Source organism: Acidovorax sp. FG27 (assembly GCF_040365715.1).
In the GTDB taxonomy this organism is placed as follows: Bacteria; Pseudomonadota; Gammaproteobacteria; order Burkholderiales; family Burkholderiaceae_C; genus Paracidovorax.
Genome location: NZ_BAABVY010000013.1, coordinates 54,295 through 69,286, shown reverse-complemented (window position 1 = coordinate 69,286; position 14,992 = coordinate 54,295). Strand labels below are relative to the sequence as shown.

General features: G+C 63.2%; 25 protein-coding genes. 17 read left to right on the top strand and 8 right to left on the bottom strand.

Going from position 1 to position 14,992, the window contains the following annotated elements:
• Window positions 1-217 precede the first annotated feature (217 nt).
• From ABWV53_RS18190 to ABWV53_RS18175, 4 genes are all read right to left on the bottom strand, one after another.
• Window positions 218-442: a hypothetical protein gene (locus ABWV53_RS18190; RefSeq protein ID WP_353367551.1), complete on the bottom strand. Its 225-nt coding sequence runs from the start codon at window positions 440-442 to the stop codon at window positions 218-220.
• A 104-nt stretch (window positions 443-546) separates the two neighbouring features.
• Complete coding sequence (locus ABWV53_RS18185) at window positions 547-843, bottom strand: zinc-ribbon domain-containing protein (RefSeq protein WP_353367550.1); 297 nt, start codon at window positions 841-843, stop codon at window positions 547-549.
• Between the two features lie 64 nt (window positions 844-907).
• On the bottom strand, window positions 908-1,507 hold the full coding sequence (locus ABWV53_RS18180; protein ID WP_353367549.1) for a hypothetical protein: 600 nt from the start codon (window positions 1,505-1,507) through the stop codon (window positions 908-910).
• An 18-nt stretch (window positions 1,508-1,525) separates the two neighbouring features.
• A complete protein-coding gene (locus ABWV53_RS18175) occupies window positions 1,526-2,248 on the bottom strand; it encodes a S24 family peptidase (RefSeq protein ID WP_353367548.1) in 723 nt (240 codons plus the stop codon).
• 85 nt (window positions 2,249-2,333) lie between these two features.
• Between ABWV53_RS18175 and ABWV53_RS18170 the strand changes: the two genes are divergently transcribed.
• The 13 genes from ABWV53_RS18170 (at window position 2,334) to ABWV53_RS18110 (ending at window position 7,953) form a co-directional block, all read left to right on the top strand.
• On the top strand, window positions 2,334-2,579 hold the full coding sequence (locus ABWV53_RS18170) for a transcriptional regulator (protein ID WP_353367547.1): 246 nt from the start codon (window positions 2,334-2,336) through the stop codon (window positions 2,577-2,579).
• Window positions 2,572-2,799, top strand: coding sequence for a hypothetical protein (locus ABWV53_RS18165; RefSeq protein ID WP_353367546.1), 228 nt, complete (start codon window positions 2,572-2,574; stop codon window positions 2,797-2,799). Before ABWV53_RS18170 ends, ABWV53_RS18165 begins: the two co-directional genes overlap by 8 nt.
• A gap of 71 nt (window positions 2,800-2,870) precedes the next feature.
• The gene (locus ABWV53_RS18160; RefSeq protein WP_353367545.1) at window positions 2,871-3,083 is read left to right on the top strand and encodes a hypothetical protein; all 213 of its coding nucleotides are present in this window, start codon (window positions 2,871-2,873) and stop codon (window positions 3,081-3,083) included.
• A gap of 21 nt (window positions 3,084-3,104) precedes the next feature.
• Complete coding sequence (locus ABWV53_RS18155; RefSeq protein ID WP_353367544.1) at window positions 3,105-3,296, top strand: hypothetical protein; 192 nt, start codon at window positions 3,105-3,107, stop codon at window positions 3,294-3,296.
• A gap of 43 nt (window positions 3,297-3,339) precedes the next feature.
• Window positions 3,340-3,618: a hypothetical protein gene (locus tag ABWV53_RS18150; protein WP_353367543.1), complete on the top strand. Its 279-nt coding sequence runs from the start codon at window positions 3,340-3,342 to the stop codon at window positions 3,616-3,618.
• 29 nt (window positions 3,619-3,647) lie between these two features.
• Entirely contained in the window at window positions 3,648-4,013 is a 366-nt protein-coding gene (locus ABWV53_RS18145; protein ID WP_353367653.1) for an HNH endonuclease, read from the top strand.
• On the top strand, window positions 4,010-4,813 hold the full coding sequence (locus ABWV53_RS18140; protein ID WP_353367542.1) for a hypothetical protein: 804 nt from the start codon (window positions 4,010-4,012) through the stop codon (window positions 4,811-4,813). The genes ABWV53_RS18145 and ABWV53_RS18140 overlap by 4 nt, the downstream gene beginning before the upstream one ends.
• Window positions 4,810-5,355, top strand: a complete 546-nt coding sequence (locus ABWV53_RS18135; protein ID WP_353367541.1) for a hypothetical protein — start codon at window positions 4,810-4,812, stop codon at window positions 5,353-5,355. Before ABWV53_RS18140 ends, ABWV53_RS18135 begins: the two co-directional genes overlap by 4 nt.
• Before the next feature lie 247 nt (window positions 5,356-5,602).
• Window positions 5,603-5,899, top strand: a complete 297-nt coding sequence (locus tag ABWV53_RS18130; RefSeq protein WP_353367540.1) for a DUF4406 domain-containing protein — start codon at window positions 5,603-5,605, stop codon at window positions 5,897-5,899.
• Complete coding sequence (locus ABWV53_RS18125) at window positions 5,892-6,413, top strand: hypothetical protein (protein ID WP_353367539.1); 522 nt, start codon at window positions 5,892-5,894, stop codon at window positions 6,411-6,413. Before ABWV53_RS18130 ends, ABWV53_RS18125 begins: the two co-directional genes overlap by 8 nt.
• Complete coding sequence (locus tag ABWV53_RS18120) at window positions 6,410-7,003, top strand: recombination protein NinG (protein ID WP_353367538.1); 594 nt, start codon at window positions 6,410-6,412, stop codon at window positions 7,001-7,003. The genes ABWV53_RS18125 and ABWV53_RS18120 overlap by 4 nt, the downstream gene beginning before the upstream one ends.
• 37 nt (window positions 7,004-7,040) lie before the next feature.
• Window positions 7,041-7,238 carry a hypothetical protein gene (locus ABWV53_RS18115; protein WP_353367537.1) on the top strand — a complete coding sequence of 66 codons (198 nt, stop codon included), beginning with the start codon at window positions 7,041-7,043 and terminating at the stop codon, window positions 7,236-7,238.
• Window positions 7,239-7,404: 166 nt separating this feature from the next.
• Window positions 7,405-7,953 (top strand): hypothetical protein, encoded by a 549-nt coding sequence (locus ABWV53_RS18110; RefSeq protein WP_353367536.1) that lies wholly within the window; start codon window positions 7,405-7,407, stop codon window positions 7,951-7,953.
• Between the two features lie 156 nt (window positions 7,954-8,109).
• Here the strand turns inward: ABWV53_RS18110 and ABWV53_RS18105 are convergent, their stop codons facing one another.
• From ABWV53_RS18105 to ABWV53_RS18090, 4 genes are all read right to left on the bottom strand, one after another.
• Entirely contained in the window at window positions 8,110-8,568 is a 459-nt protein-coding gene (locus ABWV53_RS18105) for a GNAT family N-acetyltransferase (RefSeq protein ID WP_353367535.1), read from the bottom strand.
• Window positions 8,569-8,664: 96 nt separating this feature from the next.
• Complete coding sequence (locus ABWV53_RS18100) at window positions 8,665-8,934, bottom strand: hypothetical protein (RefSeq protein ID WP_353367534.1); 270 nt, start codon at window positions 8,932-8,934, stop codon at window positions 8,665-8,667.
• Between the two features lie 321 nt (window positions 8,935-9,255).
• Complete coding sequence (locus tag ABWV53_RS18095; RefSeq protein ID WP_353367533.1) at window positions 9,256-9,723, bottom strand: hypothetical protein; 468 nt, start codon at window positions 9,721-9,723, stop codon at window positions 9,256-9,258.
• A gap of 233 nt (window positions 9,724-9,956) precedes the next feature.
• A complete protein-coding gene (locus ABWV53_RS18090) occupies window positions 9,957-10,682 on the bottom strand; it encodes a DUF4145 domain-containing protein (RefSeq protein ID WP_353367532.1) in 726 nt (241 codons plus the stop codon).
• 60 nt (window positions 10,683-10,742) lie between these two features.
• Between ABWV53_RS18090 and ABWV53_RS18085 the strand changes: the two genes are divergently transcribed.
• The 4 genes from ABWV53_RS18085 (at window position 10,743) to ABWV53_RS18070 (ending at window position 14,977) form a co-directional block, all read left to right on the top strand.
• Window positions 10,743-11,039, top strand: a complete 297-nt coding sequence (locus tag ABWV53_RS18085; protein WP_353367531.1) for an HNH endonuclease — start codon at window positions 10,743-10,745, stop codon at window positions 11,037-11,039.
• Window positions 11,040-12,251: 1,212 nt separating this feature from the next.
• The gene (locus ABWV53_RS18080; RefSeq protein WP_353367530.1) at window positions 12,252-12,923 is read left to right on the top strand and encodes an HNH endonuclease; all 672 of its coding nucleotides are present in this window, start codon (window positions 12,252-12,254) and stop codon (window positions 12,921-12,923) included.
• 112 nt (window positions 12,924-13,035) lie between these two features.
• Window positions 13,036-13,485 (top strand): hypothetical protein, encoded by a 450-nt coding sequence (locus ABWV53_RS18075; protein ID WP_353367529.1) that lies wholly within the window; start codon window positions 13,036-13,038, stop codon window positions 13,483-13,485.
• Between the two features lie 58 nt (window positions 13,486-13,543).
• Window positions 13,544-14,977 (top strand): terminase TerL endonuclease subunit, encoded by a 1,434-nt coding sequence (locus ABWV53_RS18070; protein WP_353367528.1) that lies wholly within the window; start codon window positions 13,544-13,546, stop codon window positions 14,975-14,977.
• Window positions 14,978-14,992 lie beyond the last annotated feature (15 nt).

Below are 14,992 nucleotides of genomic sequence, written 5' to 3'. Positions count from 1 at the left end.
CGCGCCGTTAAGTTACCCTTGGACACCACCCGCTGCGGGAGGCCGGATCACCCTAAATGTCGGCTTACCCGCAAGGCCATAGCCTAACTTCGCTTTTCCTAGATAGTGGTGCTGTTGGGTTTGGACATTGCAATTAGTTTGATCGTTTTATACCGCTTCCCGGACCCAGAGCACCTCCTTTGCGCTCTGCTGTAGGAATAGGCGCTCCAAAACCACCTTACTTCTTGTGCTTCCCGTACTGGTTGTCGCCCTTGGGGCTCACGTAGGTGCCGCCCTTGTGGCTGCTGCCACTCGAGCCTTGATAGTGTCCGCCGTGGCTGTTCGAGTGGGTGGCTCCGCTGTGGCTGGTGCGGCCACCGCCGCTGCCCTTGGCAAACGTAGGGGCACTGAAGAGGGCGGTTGCGGTCACGGCCACAACACCGAGAGCGATCTTGAAATTCATGCTGGCTCCTGTTGATGTAGCCAGATGTTACGCCCGCAACCTTGCTGGCAGCTTGCGTACAAACCTACCCCCAGAGGAAGGGGCGCGCAGCCCCAGGGGTGGGGTCAGCCGTGCTCCCACCAAGCTAGCAGCCGGGCGACTAGGTAGACGACAAGCCCGAAGGCGCCCAGCAGCCCACCGCCCGTTGAATTGGTAGTAGCACAACCAATCAGCAAGCCAGCAATGAGCAGCGCGCCGCCGACCATCTGGGCGCCCTTGTACTTTTTGCTGGTTTGCTGGGTGGTGACAACCGCATCGGGTGCGAGTTGCGAGCGCGGGCCAATGGGCGCGCCACAGTGCGGGCATGCTGCCGCCTTGTCGCTGGTTTGCTTGCCGCACTCGGCGCATTCGATCAGTGCCAAAGGTCACTCCTTCACAGTTCGTGAGCAGCCCACATGATGCGGCCGGCCTTTTTCAAGGGCGGAGCTACTGCCGGCTTGAGATCGCGGTTACTCGGCCGTCTTCCAGGTAGAGATACCGCCCCTCGCCATAGACCCACTGTTCCCTGCTCCCGTACTTGGTGACAGTGCGGTTCTTCGTTTCAGGCCGCCCCCAAGCGGAGCCCAATGCCTCGTTTTCGGTCATGCCGATCGTGGGATCTACGCTGACAGATTGCGCAGGCGACTGCGAAGCAGCAGTCGGCCTCCGAATGACTGCCTCTGCCGCAGCCAGTCGTTCGCGCTCGAGTTTTTCGATGCGGGCCCGCTTTGCCTCGGGAGTTTCCTTCAGCGCCGCGTCCACCTGGGCGCGGCATTTTTCCAGTTCGTAACTTCCGGCGCAACGCGCGTACTTTGATCCCTCAGACGGTTGCGCGACCAAGCGCTTCTCATCCGTGAGTTCGTCCTTGGCGCTACTCAGGACCCACGGAGATTCCCGTTTGACTGCAGCCGCTGCCGGCTGCTGCTTCGGGGCTTCAGCTGCTGCGGCCGGCGGGACTGCAACTGATAAGGGGGCCGACTCCTCTTGCTTCTGCCCGCATCCTGCCAGGACCACCAGTACCAAAGCCGCAGCGACCGTTGTCCTCATGCTTCTCTCCTCATGCGGTTAAAACTGCTCACTCCGCCAGGCCATCAGGATCTTTCCAAAAACCTGAAACTCCATCTTCGGCGAGATGTCGAAAGAGTCGTAGTCAGGGTTGAAAGATTTAGCCCGAAGAATCATGCCCGCCTCGGTAGGGATGCGCTGCAACTGCTTGATGAAACCCTGGCCATCGATGCGGAAAAAATAAATTCCGTCCACCTCGACCTCTTTCACGCCGATGTCGCACAACAGCGGATCCCCTGGGTTGTAGCGTGGCTTCATTGACGGCCCGAAGCCGGTGACGATGCATAGGTTTTCAGGCGCGGTGTACACCGGCACATTCAGTCGAAGCCACTCATGATCGACCCGCCAGCTCTTGATGAGGCCCGGCGGGTTGTCCTCAAGTGAAAAGCCATGCCCCATGGCGCCGCCAGTGTCGTACTGCGCGATGACCAGATCAGAGTCTGCCTCGCTTCCGGCCGCCGCGGCCGACGCGCTTGGCTGCAAGCCTTCCAGGTGAAGCGTGTCGAGCCAACCTGCGGGCTTGCCAGCGCTGGATTCGATCTTTCTTGCGGTCTCTTTCCGCATGCCGCGCCGCCTTCCCGTCTTCGAGTCCTTGGCGCCGTCACGTAGGTTTGCGAACTGAGCGGGCGACATGTCCACTGAACTGGCGGCTGCAGTGAGTCCGCCCCGCTCCTGTTCGAGCAGCTTCAGGTTGATCCGCCGAATTTCATCGATGTCAGTCATGGGCGGCATTCCATAGCAACACGCTAAATAGATATATGCGCGTAACGCTATTGACGGGGCTTTTGCGTTTCGCTAAAGTGGGCGCATGGAACTCACCCACTACATCAGCTCGCAGGGGCGCGGCGCGATCTCTCGCCTTGCCGCCTCCATCGGCGCACATGTGCCCGACGTGTCCCGTTGGGCGAGCGGCAAGCGGCCTGTGCCGGAACGTGCCGCAGTGGCGATTGAGCGCGCCACCGAAGGCGCCGTCTCGCGCCGCGACCTCCGCCCCGACGACTGGCACCTGATCTGGCCTGAGTTGGCGCCTGCCAAAGAGGTGAGCCATGGCTGACTGGACCAGCGCCGTCCCCACCTGGCAGCCGGAATGGATGCGCAGCACCACGCGGGCCCGGTTGGTCCTATGCCGCGCCGCCCGTGAGGGACGTCGCACCCGCTTCAGCCTTCTGGCCGAGGACTTCGAACGGGTGATTCCCGCAGCCGACAACCGCTCCCAGGTCGCCGAGATGTGCTCCCGCTGGGACGACCACGGCTTTCCGCCTATCTCCGGCTGACCCATTCGCACCGCCCGGCCTGAAGCCGCGCACCCCACCAACCCCCAAACCATCCTTCGGAAATCCCCGCCATGTATCCCGACCCGGCCGACATCAAGAAACACCGTTTCAACCTCTCGGTGAACGACGAGCAGAAATGCCTCTTCGCTGAAGAGGCCCAGGCCTGCCGGATGCAGGTGACTCCGACCATTCTGGAGTTGGCGCTGGAGGGGTTGAAGTGGAGGCGTATGCATGCCTCCCATTCTGCAAATCAGTCGCCCGCATTGCGACGCGCAAACGCGTAGCACTCGCGTAACGGAGATGCCGTGCCGAACGACACACAGCACCAGCTGGCAGCCGAGCTGCCGGAAAACGACTACCGCGCCTTGATCGACTACGCCGAGCAGGAAGGCCTCTCGCTGGATGAGGCCGTTCTGCGCTTGGCAGCCGAGAGCCTGGCCATGCGCCAGCTCGGGCGACGCCTGGGCGTGCAGAACTTCGAGCGCGCGCCGCGCTGATCACTTTCGCGTAACGCATTTCTCACTGAATCGGAGAGCGCCCATGCAAATTTCTCACCTCGTACGCGCGCGCGACCCGCTGAGCAGTGTTCTCGCGGCCGAGCGCACCCCCCAATACGCGGGTGGCCACTGCGCCCGCATCCTGGCCGCATTGCGCAGCCAGACCGCCACCGCGCACGAACTGCAGGCCACCACTGGATTGACCGTGGTGCAGATCGACCGCCGGCTGCCCGAACTGCTGAAGGCCGGCCATGCCCGCGTGGTGCAGTTGGCCGGCGAAGACCTGATGCGCGGTGGCGCGCGGGTGTGGGAGGCGGTGTGAGCCCATCCACCTACAAACAAGCCGTGGCGATGGAAGACGCTGCGGTCGCCGCGATCAAGGAATTCGCCCGCGCCAACGAAGAAGGCCTGCGGATGGTCTGGCGGTGGGGTGATGGCGATGGTGGCGGGGTGCTCGACATGCTTGCCACAGAGATCGGCGTGCAGCGCACTCGGGAGCGGCCGCGCGCGCCAAAGGGCTACACCAAAGGCGTGATCCCGGCGGCGCTTCGCACCAGCGTCTTCGAACGCGATGCGTACCGCTGCGTTACCTGCGGCGGCCACAAAGACCTCTGCTGCGACCACATCCATCCCGAGTCCAAAGGCGGGCCTACGACGCTGGAGAACCTCCAGACGATGTGCCGCCCCTGCAATTCCAAGAAAGGGGTACGCGCATGAAGCTCCCATGGTTCCGCGCCTACACCGAGATGGTGGACGACGAAAAGCTGAAGCTGCTGGCCTTCGAAGACCGCTGGCATTTCATGGCACTGCTGTGCATCAAGGGACAGGGCCTGCTCGACAAGGACGAGGCACCAGCGCTCAAGCTGCGCAAGGTCGCCGTGAAGATGGGCCTCGACGTCCGCACGCTGGACGAGGTGGCGCGCCGCCTGGAAGAGGTCGGCCTGATCGTCCGCGAGACCCTTCAGCCGGTGAAGTGGGACGACCGCCAGATGCGCAGCGATGCTGACCCCACCGCCGCAGACCGCAAGCGCCGTCAGCGCGAACGCCTGAAGGCCGCTCCTGCTACGCCTGAACCCGAAGACACGGACATGTCACGCGTGACAGTCACGGAAGTCACGCGTACAGAAGTAGATACAGATACAGATAAAGAAGAAGAGAAGACTGTTGGCGAACTAGTAGCTGTTGGTGCGCCCGCACGCACTCCCGCCGCTGCCGCGCCGGCCAAGCCGAGCCGCGGATCCACGGTGCCATCCGACTTCGCGCCAGACCAGACCGCCGTGGGCATCGCTGCCGGGACCGGTGTGGACCTGCAGGCCGAGCTGGCGAACTTCCTGGACCACCACGCCGCCCGCGGCACGGTCTTCAAGGACTGGCAGGCGGGCTTCCGCACCGGGCTGCGCAACGCCGTGAAGTTCGGCCAGCAGCGGGGACAGGGCGCAGGCGCCCAGCGCGGCCAGCAGGGCCAGCACCGGTACGCCGCCGCGGCGGCAACGATCTACGAAGGGGTGAACCTGTGAATGACGTCTCCGCTCTGGCGCACGCCGCCATCCACCAGGCCGGCCAGCAGCCGCGCGCCCGCCGCGAGGCATCGTCCACCACCCGCAAGCTGTTCGTGCTGCTGCACGGCTCCTACGGCAACCTGTTCCTGTCGAAGTTCGCCACCGGCGAGAAGTCCGATGCCGGCGGCGACAAGGGGGTGGCTGCCGCCATGCTGGTGTGGGACGCGGCCCTGGCGAAGTTCGCACCCGACGTGGTGGAGGCCGCCGCGCACCGCCTGATGGCCGAACACCCCGAGTTCGCGCCCAACCTGCCGCAGTTCGTGAAGACCTGCGAGGCCGCCACGCCGCGCAAGACCTACGCCGAAGAGAACAACCTGCCGCGCCTGCCGGCCCCGGTCGCCGCGCCGCGCGCGCCGGTGGACTTCGAGGCGAAGAACGACTGCAAAAACTGGGCGCGCTCGATCATGGCTCGCGAGCAGGCCGGCGAAAAGATCAAGCCCTTCACGCTGCAGGCCGCGCGCCAGGCGCTGGGCATGGAAGGAAAGATGAAATGGCACTGAGCGATGACCTGTCAAACCTGCGTCCACTGGTCGCCCAAAGCCAACCCCGCCATGGCGCGGCACGGCCTCGCGCCGTGTGCCCTGGGCAAGCACTGGACCACGCTGCCACCGCAGCACACCTGCCCGAAGCACCGGCTTGCGCCGGCGGATGTGCAGGCTGCCCGCGTGAAGTGGCTGGAGAGGTTATCGAGAGCACCAGGGAGTGGTGGCAGATCGGCCGCCGCGTGACGGATGACGAGGTGGCCGCATGACCAGGATCTACATCGCCGGCCCTATGTCTGGTCTGCCGGACCTCAACTACCCCGCCTTCCATGCCAAGGCGGCCGAGCTGCGCGCGCAGGGCCACCACGTCGAGAACCCCGCTGAAAACGAACCGCCTCATTGCGAGAGCTGGCTCGGCTATATGCGCTTGGCCGTGGCTCAGCTGGCGACCTGCGACGTCGTGGTGCTTCTGCCCGGCTGGGACGAGTCCCGCGGCGCGCGCATAGAGCACCAGCTTGCGGTGGGGCTGGGCCTCGAAGTCGTGGGGCCCGCCCATGCCTGAAATCACCCTCGTGCGCCAGGATCTGGCCGAGCTGCCCGAGGCGGACAAGGACGCCGCGCGCCGCGTGATTTTCGGCGTGGTCGACGGGCTGGGCGACAAGGGGCGAAAGCAGTGGCGCCGCCTGTGGTCCCGCATCTTCAAGCTGGAGCCAGGCGAGATGATGGAGATCGCCACGGTGCAGCCGCGCCTGGGCTGGTATCACCGCAAGCACATGGCGCTGGAGCAGGCCGTGTTCGAGGCGCAGGAGCGCTTCGACAACTTCGCAGGCTTCCGCGACTGGCTGAAGGTCGGCGCGGGCCACTGCCAGTGGTATCCCGGCCCCAAGGGCGGCGTGTTCCCCGTGCCCGACTCCACCAGCTACGCCAATCTGGAGCAGGGCGCCATGGAGCAGTACCACCACGACGTGATGCAGTTCCTGCGCACCGAGCACGCCGGCCGGACGCTGTGGAAGCACCTGAACGACCGCCAGCGCATCGACATGATCGAGAGCGTGCTGGGGGAGTTCAACGAATGACCTTCCGCCGCACCCGCTGCCCGCACTGCCGGGGAAAGCTCGAAGCCGGCCAGCGCATCCACCCGGCCTGCATCGACGGCTACGCAGAGGCGCAAGCCGCCAAGGCTGAGCGCGCCGAAGCGAAGAAGGCCCGCGCCGCTGCCAAGGTGGAGAGGGCAGAGACGCGCCGGCGCAAGGAGGCCATCAAGACCGTGCCCGCGCTGATACGCGAGGCGCAGCAGGCTTTCAACGCCTGGGTGCGTGCCCGCGACGCCGCTCAGCCCTGCATTTCTTGTGGCGCGCCGCCGCCAGACCTGTCGGGCCTGCACGCCGGCCGCGACGCGGGCCACTACCGCAGCACAGGCAGCGCATCGCACCTGCGGTTCCACCCCGACAACTGCCACGCCCAATGCGTCCACTGCAACCAGTGGGGCGCCGGCAAGGCGGTGGACTACCGCATCCGCCTGCTGGTGCGCATCGGCCTGGCCCGCGTTGAGGCGCTGGAGTCCGACAACCGGACGCACAAGTGGGCGCACGACGAGCTGCGCGGCATCCGCGATCACTACCGGGCTGCGCTGAGGCTGTTAGTCAAATCCAGCTGCAGCGCTTGATTTACTTGCATGCATAGCTATTGAAATAGGAGCATATATGAGCATCAAGCCTTCCGATCAGGACAGCCGGGCCGTGAAGCTGGCGCAGGCGCTGCGCGGGTGGGCTGAACAGCTCCTGTCGCCCGCCCACCGCGAGCAGCAACGCCTCATCGCGCAAGAGCGGCGCATTCGCTACCTGGCGCACATCGAGGCCGGCTTCACCGAAGCCCAGGCGCTGGAGCTGTGCAAGTCATGACCCGCCCGCCGCGCTTCATCCCTCCGCCATGCCCGCACTGCGGCGCCTGGACCGAGGTGCTGGAGACGCGCCGCCGCCCCGATGGCACCCAACGCCGCCGCCTCGAATGCGGCAACAACCACCGATTCACCCTGCCCGAAGAAGTAACGCGAAAGAAGAAACGACCATGCTGAACGAAAACCCCCGCACCGTGGAAGAGGCCTACATCAGCGCGGGCTCATCCACGAACCTCCGCGTCGAGGCTGACCGCATGGGCGACGCCGACATCCTGATCGCCGCCGGTTGGGCGCCTTGCATGCTAGGCGGCCAGCTCACCCGCTTGCGCCGCGAGTGGGACGGCTGCAGTAAGCCGCCGCTGTGCTCGGCGACCGACGCCAAGCTGGTGATGGGCAGCCTGAAGTCCCTCGGCGGCGTGCTGGACGCGCTGACGGTGTGGGCCCAGGCCAAGCGCAACCCAGAGCCGGCGCGCTTCGCCCTGGCCATCACGTCGCACTGGTTGAGCGACACCTGCAAGGCCTGCCAGGGCCGTGGCAACGAGTCGATCCCCGGCACGCCGAAGCTGGGGCGGACATGCAAGAAGTGCGGCGGCAGTGGGAAGGCGGCGGTGCCGATGGGACAGGACGGGCGCAAGGCGCTCAACATGCTGGACCACTGCGTGACGCGCGCCGGTGCCTCGATGCGAAAACGCTTGCGCGCGTCGATGGGCCGGGATTAGAATGGCAGCCGACGATTGCAGGGGGTGCTGACCCCCTCGCCCGACGAATCTCTGCTCGACACCCGAAGCCCCGCACGTAGCGCCTTCGGCAGACATCGACGGAGAAGCTCGCCCAAAGAAAAAGCCCCGAAGCAGTGATGCCCGGGGCTTTTGTTTTTAGTGCTTTGCTATTGAAAGCTTCATCCCTTCGTGTGTAGCTTCAAAGCCAAGCGATTCATAAAACGATCTCGCGTCGTCGCGCCGCTTATCTGTAGTGAGCTGGACAAGGCCGCAACCATGTTCGCGAGCGGTCGCTATGTCAAAGTGGATGAGTTGCCTGCCAATGGATCTGCCTCGGCAGGCAGATTTGACTCTCACACTTTCAATCTGAGCACGCTTCATTCCTTGACGCGATATTCCGGCGATCATCGTTAGCTGCAACATTCCCAGGACTTCTGGGCCGAGCATTGCGACAACTATCCAATTTGAGGGCTCTTGCTCCATTTCGGCCCAGGCTGCCTCGTACACATCTTTCGCCCCGCCTTCGGGCACCTCGCGCTTGCGCCCAATGTCGTCGTCCGACAGAAGTTCGATGATTTGTGAAAGCTCGGCTTTCGTCGCCCGGCGAATGATCACGACTGATCTCCAAGATGGATGAGTAAGCGCTCTGTAGACCTGACTTTCGTAGCGCATCCTCCTCGCCAGCACGTCAAAACGTGCTCTGGGGTGGTACTAGACGAGCGGGTCATAGTTGCTCCAGACCTTGGCCTGCAATACCGCCGCGTCCACTGTCGCGCGATCGAGGAAACGTACTCGGCCGTCTACTATGAGTGCGTATGCGCCCGAGGTCCAGCTCAGCGCCAACGCACCAAGCACGCCGTGATAGCACACAACTCCGAGGAAGTCCCAGCCCGGCAATCCAGCCGGCTGATAAGCACGCCAACCCGGGCCGATGTCGACCGACACCAGATGGGTGTTCCCGGGCATCTGCTCGTATGGCATGAGGTAGTCCTGGATGTCGAAAGGGGGATCTCAGGCTATGTGGGGAAGGCGCCTTCGGCAGCGGCAAGCCGGCGCAGCGAGGAAGGTCGAGACCGCAAGTATTGTGCACGCTCCTCCCGTCGCCCGTGTTGGCATCGGCTACAGCCTGGCGAGAACCGAGCGTGGTTGCATGGGTGATTGAAGCGATCTTTATCAGGTGCCGCAGGCTGGACGCGGCCAAAATGGTACGCAGAAGTCCGTCGCGGTGCGCTACTTCGGCGAGGAGGAAATCACGTGTAGACCCCTCGTCCGCTTTAAACGATGAGCATGGGCTATTGGGAATCAGTAGCTCCGCAACACCCCCCGCTTCATATCTTGTTGAAGGGTTGTTAGGTCCGATGCCAACGCGTTGAGTTTGCCGTCACCTCCGATCTGGAAGTAAGGTTTCGGACCATGCACCAACTGCATTACGGCCATGTAGCAGTCGGCTGGAAGACACATCGTACCCAGGGCGTCGAGCTCGGTAAGTACGAAGCTAGGCAACGGAAGATCCGCTGCTCTGCTAAAGCCAATATGCAAGCTGGTCCTTAAACCACGTTCACGCTGGCCATTTATCTCGATATGCCCTGTCGCGAAGGGTAGTGACGAGGGGCCGAGGACCAAGGTGTTTTCCCCGGTAAACACTGTCGCTCGCGCTGCTTTCACTTTGGTCCAGACATACCCATCCCATGAGGCTGATGGCTCTGCAGGCGGCCGGATGGGCTGCTCGGGTTTGGCGGTTGACCGGTTCAATGCTTCGAAGGGATTCATGCGCACAGTTTTTGCCTGCGTCTTATTGGTGTCCACGTCGGGGAAAGCCGCAGGCACAAAGTAAGAAAAGTCTGACAGTCTGAGCGTGAGGGCGGCTCAGCGGCCGTAGCCTGATGGGCGCCAGAACATGACCAAGCCTCGCATCCCCGCTGCCGCTACACGCATCCCCATGGCCCAGGCCACCCGGATGCAGCAGGCACCGCGCATGGGAGCCACGCACCGGGATCGGGGCGCTAGGCTTGATCTGTAGCAATTCCTTTTTTGGCCTCATTCTTAGAAACAGCAAGCTGTGTCATCTTTGCGATTCGCTTAAGCCGCTCGGCTCGTGCGACATACCACTCTCGGTCCAGCAAGTGAATCAGCTGCAGCAAAGTCTCGGCCTCTCCTGGATCCACATCGACTATCAGGTTCACATCCTGTTCTGGATGAGCGCCGATGTTGCCGACGCTTTTCACGGCCATCATCGCTTCGTACAGCCCAGCGTCACATTCATCCCGAATCGCGACGAGTTCCTCATGGAGAGTCCTCTTGCCCGAAATCTTGAAAAAGTCTCTGACCATGCCTTGTAGCGCTCGCCTGGCAAGGGTCGCGGCTGCCTTTGGGCTAAGTGCAGCAATTAACGAAGCTTCAGCGTAGTCATTGGTCACTTGGGTGGGGACATGGCTGCTAAGAGGTATAGGAACGACGGGAAGAAATGTGAATCGCCCGATGCCGACCGGACGAGCCTCGTCGGCAACCCAGTGGCCGCCCGTGTCTCTCGCGTGGTTGACCCTCACTTCGAAGTACTGGGATTTGCACTCGATGTTCGGACATTCGATATGCTTGGTTCGGACTTTGATAGCCTCCCCAGTCGGTGTTACGCGGCAATCAGAAGTGAACGCCATCGTGGAAAAATTGGGGCTTGTGACCGTGGTGTGGCTCCCGCATACGGGGCAGGTCCAGTTGAAAGAATCAGACATCTAAGGTGCTCTCTGTTGAATCCTTGGGTGTGACCAACTGTAATGCAGCGGCTCGGGATCATGAATCGCATTTCTGGCCGACGACTCCAAGCCCGCCGCCTCAAGGTCTGGAGCAAGAACCCCCACTGTGCCGGCTGCGGCAAGCTGGTGGAGTTCAACGACATCTCTGGCCGCGGCTTCCAGCTCGACCACATCAAGGCGCTGAAGGCAGACGGCGGCACCGGTGAGGACATCGAGTCCAACACCCAGGTGTTGTGCTGCGGCCCCGGCAGTTGCCACGCCAAGAAGACGGCGAAAGACATGGGCTACAAGCAGCGCCAGGCCATCGATCTGGACGGCTGGCCGGTGGAGCCCTGATACACCAAGGATTGGCCGTGGCACCTGCTGGAGCACTGGCGCAAGAGATCGACCGCCTGGACAGCTTGGCCTCGGCGCTGAGCCTGCCCATGCCGGCCGCGCTCCATGTGGAGGCCCTGCGGTCTGCGCTGCCCGATGTGGTGCGCAGCCTCAAGGCCGAATACTTGCGTGCAACGGGCGAGAGCCCCTGGGCACACACCCGGTCTGAACGTCGCCCCACGGCCCGCTTGACGCGGCCCAAGGGCATCGTGAGCGGGGTGAAACTATGCAGTCAGTGCGCTTCTAAGACAGTTGCTCAACCTATCAATTTCAGCCAAGCCAGCCTTTGCTCGTAACGCTGCAGCTTCCAAACCCGGGTCAATATCGAAATAAGTCTGGACCAAGTGTCTCCTTGGAGTGGGTTCGCTTGTAAACCTCCATGGATCAGAAAGTGCGTCGTTAGCCAACGTTAGCACTAGGCTAACAGTTTGTCTCTGAAGGCTGACAAGATCACTCCTGCCGGCGCACAGAGGATGATCTAATTGTTCAATCCCGTCGCATTTGCCAGCAAATTGTCTAGCCTCGAGAGTTCCGGGATCTTCCCAATGTGCGACCCATCCGGGTCTATTGCCCAAGTCGACGAGATAAACGTTAAGGCGCGCGACCGCCTGTTGGGATTCTCGACAGAAATTTCGCAGTGCCGCAGCATTTGTCGGCGCCACCCTCTCTTGCGACTGCCAAGGGTTAAGCACTCGTCCCCGGGAACGCATTTCTGCAGCATTTTGAAGCTGTCGCAAATGCTCTACGGGGTGCCGGTCGGGCAGCTTGTCAACGATATCTGCACAGTTCGCGCACAGGTGGACTCCGTTGTCAGCCGCCTTTAGCTGCTCAGTGGTGTAAAGAGGGTTGGGTCTTGGTCCGCCGGGCTGGGCCGCATGGATATGTGCCCCTCGGCCAAAGCCAAATCTTTTACCGACGCTCGAATCAAAGAACGAAGTTTGAGCGTGGCATCTCGCGCATGCGTGATTTGTTGCTTCAGCAAGATCTTTGATGGTCCTTTTCGAAAAATTCCCTGGTCGATTCATGGTTTTGCCTTTGTGGTGGGTGGGCTGTTTATGAGTGCCGTGTAACGGCATGGCGGCCACACCTCGCGCCGTCGGATACGGATGGCGTAAGAGCGAAATGTAGCTGGCCGGTAGACCCGAACCCCTGAACCACTGAAGCGAGGTCTGCATGGCAGACACAGACTACGCGCGCCTGCGCATAGGCGGGCTTGGTCTCGTCTGCCTCATCGCCAACAAGCCGGGGAGAGGCCGGTCCAAGGGAGCCACCAGTTCCTATACGCTGAAGGACAGCACGCCTCGGGTGTGCGCGGCGGACTGTGGCAAGACCTTTGTGCCACGCGCTGCGCATTCGCGCTTCTGCAGTCGGAAATGCCAGACTAAGATCAACAACCGGGGCAAGCAGGCGGCCCGCCGTGACAGCACGGAACGACCATGCAACTACTGCCGTGCCCAGTTCATCCCGGAGTACGGAAGTCTGCGCCGCACCTACTGCACCACTACGTGCAGGGATGAGGCGAAGCGCAAAGTGCGAAGCGGGAGCTGCCACCGCCGGAGAGCAGAGAAGAACGGCGGAAGGTATGAGCCGGTTAGCAAGCGCAAGGTCTTCGAGCGCGATGGGTGGCGCTGCTACCTCTGCGGATGCGACACACCCCTGACGAAGAGCGGGACCCAGGACGACGCGGCGCCGGAGCTGGATCACGTCATCCCTCTCGCGGCAGGAGGCGACCACACCTACGAGAACACGCGCTGTGCGTGTCGAAGGTGCAACAGGGCCAAGGGGTCAACCATCCCCGCGCAGGGGCTCCAAGGGCCGCCTCGACAGCCTGGCGGGCGCGGCTGAGAGGCAGCATGACCCCAGGGCAGGGGGGGTAGCGGTTCGATGGGAGGGCAACTCCCCGGAAACCGACCTGTTCCCCTCGCGCAGCTAAACGTCCAGAAAAAAGGTGAATCCGATGGCGCAAAGAGGCCGTAAATCCGCTGCCGAGGTCGCAGTGGCGGCCCATCTTGCGCCCGTCACCTCCGCGAGCCGGCTGATGCCAAGCGCGCACCTGAGCGACGCCGAGCAGGTAGTGTGGGCACGACTGGTAAACGACCACGCCGCTTCCGCCTTCACCGAGACGCACCGCGACCTGCTGGACCTGTACTGCCAGCACGTCGTGACCGCCCAGGTGCTGGACGACGAGATCAAGGGTTTCGACCGCGAGTGGCTGCGCGACGACGACGGACTGAAGCGCTACGACCGCCTGCTGGCAATGCGCGAGCGTGAGGTCCGCTCGGCGTCTTCGCTGGCGACCCGCCTGCGGATCACCCGCCAAGCGACGACCGACCCGAAGACGGTCGGCCGATCGAATGCAAGTCAGGGCCGCGCGCGCAAGCCGTGGGAAGTCCTTGAAGCGAAGTAGGGGGCTGCGCAACATCGCCTGGATCGAGTCGATGTGCCGCATCCCTGACGGGAAGCACGTGGGCCAGCCCGTCCGGCTGACCAAACCGCAGAAGGAGTGGATCCGGCAGATCTATGACACGCCGACTCGCACGTTCATCCTGAGTATGGCTCGCAAGAACGCGAAGACGGCCACGAGCGCATTCCTCTTGCTACTGCACCTGTGCGGGCCGGAAGCCCAGCCCAACAGCCAGCTCTACAGCGCGGCACAGTCCCGCGACCAGGCCGCCATCCTCTACGGATATGCATCCAAGGTCGTGCGCATGTCGCCCGAACTGAGCGAGTACGTGATGCCGAAGGAATCGGCCAAGACGCTGGTTTGCCCCGAGCTGGGGACAACCTACCGGGCGCTTTCTGCCGATGCCTCCACCGCCTACGGGCTTTCGCCGGTGTTTTCGGTGCATGACGAGCTGGGCCAGGTGGTCGGGCCGCGGTCTGAGTTGTACGAGGCGATCGAGACGGCGTCGGCTGCCCATGAACGACCCCTGTCGATCATCATCAGCACGCAGGCCCGCACCGATGCCGACCTGCTCAGCCTGCTGATCGATGACGCGCTGACCGGCGCCGACCCGCGGGTGAAGGTGGCGCTGCACACGGCGCCGATGGAGCTGGACCCGTTCAGCGACAAGGCTATCCGCGCGGCGAACCCGCACTTCGACGTTTTCATGAACCAGGAGGAAGTTCGCAAGCAGGCCACCGACGCGAAGCGGCTGCCCAGCATGGAGGCGGGCTACCGGAACCTGATCCTGAACCAGCGGGTGGAGGCGAAGACGCCATTCATCACCCGGGCGGTCTGGCAGGAAAACGGAGGCGCGCCGGCTGATGAAGCCGGCCTCAGGGTCTACGGTGGCCTCGACCTGTCGGCGGTGAGCGACCTGACAGCGCTGGTGCTGGCGTCCGAAGCTGGCGATGTGATCCCCTGCTTCTGGCTGCCGGGCGAGGGCCTGCCTGAGAAGTCGCGTGCTGACCGCGTCCCGTACGACGTGTGGGCATCGAAGGATCTGCTGAAGACGACGCCGGGCCGGTCGATCGAGTATGAGTTCGTGGCTGATGAGCTGCGCAAGGTGTTCGACCGGTTCGACGTGCAGGCAATCGCCTTTGACCGATGGGGCATGCGCCACCTCCGACCCTGGCTGGTAAAGGCAGGGTTCACGGAGGCCGAGCTGGCGAAGTTCGTGGACTTCGGCCAGGGCTTTCAGTCCATGTCGCCGGCCATCCGGTCACTGGAAGAAAAGCTGCTGGCCAAGAAGCTGAAGCACGGCAACCACCCCGTGCTCGCGATGTGCGCCGCCAATGCGATCGTGGTGAAAGACCCGGCCGAGAACCGCAAGTTCACAAAGGCCAAGGCGAGCGGCCGGATCGATGGCATGCAGGCCCTGGCGATGGCCGTGGGCGTGATGCCCATGGCGGAGCCTGCGAAGCCGCCGCCGAAGTACCAAATGTTTGTCGTCTGACGGACTCAACACACG

Bases quoted from the DNA above. Each gene is read 5' to 3' on its own strand.
- ABWV53_RS18160 (WP_353367545.1), top strand. From the start codon at position 2,871: ATGTATCCCGACCCGGCCGACATCAAGAAACACCGTTTCAACCTCTCG.
- ABWV53_RS18080 (WP_353367530.1), top strand. From the start codon at position 12,252: ATGGCAGACACAGACTACGCGCGCCTGCGCATAGGCGGGCTTGGTCTC.
- ABWV53_RS18180 (WP_353367549.1), bottom strand. From the start codon at position 1,507: ATGAGGACAACGGTCGCTGCGGCTTTGGTACTGGTGGTCCTGGCAGGA.
- ABWV53_RS18095 (WP_353367533.1), bottom strand. From the start codon at position 9,723: ATGAATCCCTTCGAAGCATTGAACCGGTCAACCGCCAAACCCGAGCAG.
- ABWV53_RS18100 (WP_353367534.1), bottom strand. From the start codon at position 8,934: ATGCCATACGAGCAGATGCCCGGGAACACCCATCTGGTGTCGGTCGAC.
- ABWV53_RS18115 (WP_353367537.1), top strand. From the start codon at position 7,041: ATGAGCATCAAGCCTTCCGATCAGGACAGCCGGGCCGTGAAGCTGGCG.
- ABWV53_RS18150 (WP_353367543.1), top strand. From the start codon at position 3,340: ATGCAAATTTCTCACCTCGTACGCGCGCGCGACCCGCTGAGCAGTGTT.
- ABWV53_RS18120 (WP_353367538.1), top strand. From the start codon at position 6,410: ATGACCTTCCGCCGCACCCGCTGCCCGCACTGCCGGGGAAAGCTCGAA.
- ABWV53_RS18190 (WP_353367551.1), bottom strand. From the start codon at position 442: ATGAATTTCAAGATCGCTCTCGGTGTTGTGGCCGTGACCGCAACCGCC.
- ABWV53_RS18110 (WP_353367536.1), top strand. From the start codon at position 7,405: ATGCTGAACGAAAACCCCCGCACCGTGGAAGAGGCCTACATCAGCGCG.
- ABWV53_RS18090 (WP_353367532.1), bottom strand. From the start codon at position 10,682: ATGTCTGATTCTTTCAACTGGACCTGCCCCGTATGCGGGAGCCACACC.
- ABWV53_RS18140 (WP_353367542.1), top strand. From the start codon at position 4,010: ATGAAGCTCCCATGGTTCCGCGCCTACACCGAGATGGTGGACGACGAA.
- ABWV53_RS18165 (WP_353367546.1), top strand. From the start codon at position 2,572: ATGGCTGACTGGACCAGCGCCGTCCCCACCTGGCAGCCGGAATGGATG.
- ABWV53_RS18175 (WP_353367548.1), bottom strand. From the start codon at position 2,248: ATGACTGACATCGATGAAATTCGGCGGATCAACCTGAAGCTGCTCGAA.
- ABWV53_RS18145 (WP_353367653.1), top strand. From the start codon at position 3,648: ATGGAAGACGCTGCGGTCGCCGCGATCAAGGAATTCGCCCGCGCCAAC.
- ABWV53_RS18130 (WP_353367540.1), top strand. From the start codon at position 5,603: ATGACCAGGATCTACATCGCCGGCCCTATGTCTGGTCTGCCGGACCTC.
- ABWV53_RS18125 (WP_353367539.1), top strand. From the start codon at position 5,892: ATGCCTGAAATCACCCTCGTGCGCCAGGATCTGGCCGAGCTGCCCGAG.
- ABWV53_RS18075 (WP_353367529.1), top strand. From the start codon at position 13,036: ATGGCGCAAAGAGGCCGTAAATCCGCTGCCGAGGTCGCAGTGGCGGCC.
- ABWV53_RS18170 (WP_353367547.1), top strand. From the start codon at position 2,334: ATGGAACTCACCCACTACATCAGCTCGCAGGGGCGCGGCGCGATCTCT.
- ABWV53_RS18085 (WP_353367531.1), top strand. From the start codon at position 10,743: ATGAATCGCATTTCTGGCCGACGACTCCAAGCCCGCCGCCTCAAGGTC.